General features: G+C 68.1%; 4 protein-coding genes and 2 pseudogenes. 3 read left to right on the plus strand and 3 right to left on the minus strand.

The annotated features are described in order from the left end of the window. Positions 1 to 97: 97 nt before the first annotated feature. Both MRBLML1_RS23220 and MRBLML1_RS23225 read right to left on the minus strand, forming a co-directional pair. Entirely contained in the window at positions 98 to 427 is a 330-nt protein-coding gene (locus tag MRBLML1_RS23220) for an IS110 family transposase (RefSeq protein WP_364520614.1), read from the minus strand. Continuing rightward, positions 388 to 1077: an IS110 family transposase gene (locus MRBLML1_RS23225; protein WP_364520616.1), complete on the minus strand. Its 690-nt coding sequence runs from the start codon at positions 1075 to 1077 to the stop codon at positions 388 to 390. The genes MRBLML1_RS23220 and MRBLML1_RS23225 overlap by 40 nt, the downstream gene beginning before the upstream one ends. A gap of 356 nt (positions 1078 to 1433) precedes the next feature. Here MRBLML1_RS23225 and MRBLML1_RS23230 point away from each other — a divergent pair, with 356 nt between their 5' ends. From MRBLML1_RS23230 to MRBLML1_RS23240, 3 genes and pseudogenes are all read left to right on the plus strand, one after another. After that, positions 1434 to 2330, plus strand: a complete 897-nt coding sequence (locus MRBLML1_RS23230) for an alpha/beta fold hydrolase (protein ID WP_364520618.1) — start codon at positions 1434 to 1436, stop codon at positions 2328 to 2330. Between the two features lie 53 nt (positions 2331 to 2383). After that, positions 2384 to 2506, plus strand: a pseudogene (locus MRBLML1_RS23235) (pyridoxamine 5'-phosphate oxidase family protein); the annotation flags it as partial. An 83-nt stretch (positions 2507 to 2589) separates the two neighbouring features. After that, entirely contained in the window at positions 2590 to 2895 is a 306-nt protein-coding gene (locus tag MRBLML1_RS23240) for a hypothetical protein (protein ID WP_364520620.1), read from the plus strand. A gap of 465 nt (positions 2896 to 3360) precedes the next feature. Here MRBLML1_RS23240 and MRBLML1_RS23245 read toward each other — a convergent pair. Further along, positions 3361 to 3639 (minus strand): annotated as a pseudogene (locus tag MRBLML1_RS23245) (IS21 family transposase); the annotation flags it as partial. Positions 3640 to 4063: the final 424 nt, after the last annotated feature.

A 4063-nucleotide genomic window follows, 5' to 3' on the forward strand; every position in this document is an offset into this window, starting at 1 on the left:
TACCTCTCAGAAGAGTCCATGGCGCTACTCAACGACCCGGTGGATACTGGTGATCACGCCGCCATCGAGGCTGGCGAGTAGGGCACCGAGGACCACCTCAAAGCCCACCACCCCGCGGGGCTCTGTCATGGGCACGGGTCCGGGCGGTCTGGGGCGCCTGGTCCCAGCGTGCTTGAAGGACCTTCCCGACGACGTAGCGTGGCTTGTGGTGCCAGGCGGCTTCGACGAGCAGCCTGCGGACGTGGGAGTTGCCGGCCTTGGTGATCGCACCCTGGCGGCGTGAGTGTCCGCTGGAGTGCTCGGAGGGCACCAGGCCGAGGTAGGCGCCGATGCTGGCGCCGGTGAACCGTTCCCAGTTGCCGATCTCGACCGCGAGGGCGAACGCGGTCAGGGTCGAGATGCCTCGCAGGCACCAGAGCTTGTGCACAGTGGAGGTGAACTCGGAATCGGCGGCCATCGCCGCGATAGCGTCGTCGAGCCGGTCCCTGCGAGCGACGGCGAACTCAACTGCTTCGAGGTCGGCTTCGTAGGCGGCGAGGGTGCCGGGCTGGTCGAACCGGATCCGCCGCAGCCATGCGTCGTGTGCGCCCGTCCAAGCTTTCCCGCCGTTGTAGACGTGCCCATGGCGCAGCAGCAGTTGGAAACCCGGTGCCGGGCTCGGAGCAGGTCACCGCGGACATCTTCGCGGGCGCGGACCAGGTCCCGCGCGGCTTCCTCGGTCACCGTCGGCACCCGCACGCTGGTGATCTGTCCGACCTGCAGCAACTGGGCCAACAACAACGCGTCCTTGGCGTCGGTCTTGACCCGCTCGCCCGAAGGCCGGTTCAGCTTCGAGGGCGCCGCGACCTCACACCGGATCCCGGCCGCGGTCAGGGCGCGGTACAGGCCGAAACCGGTCGGGCCGGCCTCGTAGGTCGTCGCGATCGGGCCGGGCAAGCCACGCAGCCAGTCGATCACCGCCTCATGGGCCGGCACGAGGGTTGTCTTGAACACCTCGCCGGTCTTGCTGTCCAGGCCTGTCGCTACGACAGATCGTGCGTGCACATCCAGGCCAACACTCGTACGCTCAGAAATCACCCGGGGCCTCCTACGACTGTGGATAGGCCGAGCAGGCGGCCCCTGCTCGGTAACCCACGAACATGCGTATGAGAGGCCCCGGCCCGCAACCCCCTCAGAGCGAGGCGGTCACGTCATACGGTCTGAGAGCACCCTCATCCGCCGCCTCTCTTCCCAAGCGAAGTGAAGAGAGAGTAAGGTTGACGGGGCAAGCGACGTGCTTGTATGTATACGTTCTCTTAGGTGCAGGAGTGTTGGTGTCCGGTGTAGCAGATTCGCCGAGTCGCGTCCCGGCCCCCGGTGCCTGGTCGAGGGCAGATGGGCTCGAACTAGATCGTGAAGGCATTCGACTCCGCCGTACCGCGAAGGCGGGCTTCGTGACAACGACGGCGGCCGACCCCACCGAGGCGTCGGGGCATCCGCCCACTTGGTTCGCTGAGGCCGTCCAGGCTCGGGTCGAGACCGGCACGCTAGAGTTCGCGGGCGCCGACATCGCCTACCGACGGTGGGATGGGCCCGGCGAACAAGGCGTCCTGCTCGTGCACGGCGGGGCGGCGAATGCTAGGTGGTGGGACGTCGTCGCCCCGCGCCTGGGCCGAGGTCCCGTCGTGGCGATCGACCTTTCGGGTCATGGTGACAGCGACTGGCGCTCGAACTACTCGCCCAATCTGTGGGTGGGCGAGGTGATCGCCGCATGCAAGGCCCTGCTGCCGCCGCGGCCGGTGCTGATCGGCCACAGCATGGGCGGGCTGGTGTGCCTGCGCGCCGCCGCGGACGCTGGGGAGCTCCTGGGCGGCGTCGTGGTCATCGACTCGCCCCTCGACTTCGAGTGGGAATCACCGGAGGAACGGTCGGCGTTGGCGAGGCCCAGCCGTATCGAGTCGAGCAGGTCGGCCATGGAGAGCCGGTGGCGGCCAATTCTGGACTCCGGCGCCATTCCTCCATTCCTCTTACGCCACGTCGGCCGCCACTCGATCGCCGCGGTTCCAGGCGGCTACCGCTGGAAGTTCGACCCTCGTTTCAGCCAGGCGGGCCGGATCGAGCGGGCCGTGCCGCCAGATCCCGGCTGTCGTTTGGCCTACGTCCTCCCTGAGTCCGGGCTCGCGACCAGGAAGATGGTGGAGCGGGCCCGAAGCCAGCCGGGCGGCGCAGCGCTGACCGTGGTGCCGATGGGCGGTGCCGGGCACAACCCGATGCTTGAAGACCCGGTTGCGCTTGCTGATCTGCTCGCCGGCGTCCTCGACGGACTGAGCGGGAAGGACCCGGGCGCGTGACAACACCACCGAAGACCCGGCAGCGGACCCAGAAGCGCAGTCGGGCCATCGCGATGACCGAGGAGGAGCGTGACGACTTCCTCAGCAGGCACCGCACCTGTCGTGTGGCCTCGGTGGGGTCGGATGGACGCCCGCACGTGGCCCCGCTGTGGTTCGTGTGGGACGGGACCCGAGTCTGGCTCCACTCGCTGATCCGCAGCCAGCGCTGGACCGACCTGATGCGCGACCCCTGCGCGTCCACGCGCTGTGCCCCGACGGGGTGGCCACGCAGGCCCGTGGATGTCGGGCAGCCGCCGCGGCAGCCCGGATCGCGATCGTCTTCGACGCAGGCGAGGACTACCTCGAGCTGCACGGGGTCGTGGTGGAGGGTGTCGCGGAGGTGGTCGGGGACGTCCCCTGGGTCGGCGGGATCGACGGGGCGGTCAACGCGGTCGAGGTCGCATTCGCGCGCAAGTACACCGGAACCGACCAGCCGGTGCCCCCGGACGGGCTGCACGCCTGGTTGCGGATCACTCCCGACAAGTTCACGAGCTGGGACTTCCGCAAGCTCGCTGACTCTGGCTGAGTGTCGAACACTCGCCCAGGCGCCTGCGCGACACCGAGGGACACGCTGAGCGGCCACGCTGCCGCCCCTTCCGGTCAAGGCCCCTTACGACTGATGACGTAGGCCCCGCTGGTTGGCGCCACCGCCACGTTCCTGCTTACTGGGCTCTGCGTGCGTAGCGCTGACGCGCTGCTGCTTTCGGCAGCGTGCAGGCGTTGGGATCGGCGCTCGACGGACGCGACGCCCACGACGAGCGCCGTGTCAGCGGCGGTCGAAGGCTGATCCCCCTTTCGTCCGAACGCTGACCCCCTCGGCTTGTCCTCTTCGTTGTACTCGAAGTCGATAACCGTCTGGCGCTGTGCCCAGGTCCGCCCGCCGGGTGTGGCCAGCGACGATCGCACCCAGACGTCACCCGCCCGGGCTGTGTGGCTCGCCACCAGCCGGAACCTCGTTCGCCGTCCCATCCCAACGTCTTTGGCGCATCTTCCAGCTGGGTCGACAGCGCGGATCGGGTGGAAGGTGGGCCTGGCCCGGCCGCAGGCTCCCGGACCCGTTGCTTGAACGCTGTCGTCCCACGCGTCCAGCCGACCCGCTCGGCGATCACCGTGGCCGGCGCCGTCGGTACCACCCGCTGCTCACGGATCCGCGCATCGAACTCATCGACCGCCGACCCCCGGCGGCTTGCGGGCGCACCTTCGGCGGCCCATCAGAAGCCAGCGCGGCACGGACGGCGCTGCGGGTGATCCCCAACCTCCTGGCGATCATCTTGATCGGTGAGGACAGGTCCCTGGAGTAACACCAATTTTCGCCCCTGTCCGAAACGGGCCGGTTTCCAGCGGTATCGACACGCGTTCGACAGCATCGCCCGGCCGTCGGACTCGACTGACTCTTTCTTGACTTGAACTCACTCGCCCGCGCAAAAACCCGCCGACATGATGCCCCGCTTCAACTTATTGCCCATTGACTTAGGGTGGGAAGGTCCTTAGTCTCCCCTTGTGATCGCCGTCACCCGACTGACAGCAGGAGCTGCTCGACCGCATGTCGGGTGGCTCCAGGCACCAGGACAGAGCCCCGCGGGGTGGTGGGCTTTGAGGTGGTCCTCGGTGCCCTACTCGCCAGCCTCGATGGCGGCGTGATCACCAGTATCCACCGGGTCGTTGAGTAGCGCCATGGACTCTTCTGAGAGGTA

The organism is Nocardioides sp. LML1-1-1.1, assembly GCF_040676175.1.
In the GTDB taxonomy this organism is placed as follows: Bacteria; Actinomycetota; Actinomycetes; order Propionibacteriales; family Nocardioidaceae; genus Nocardioides.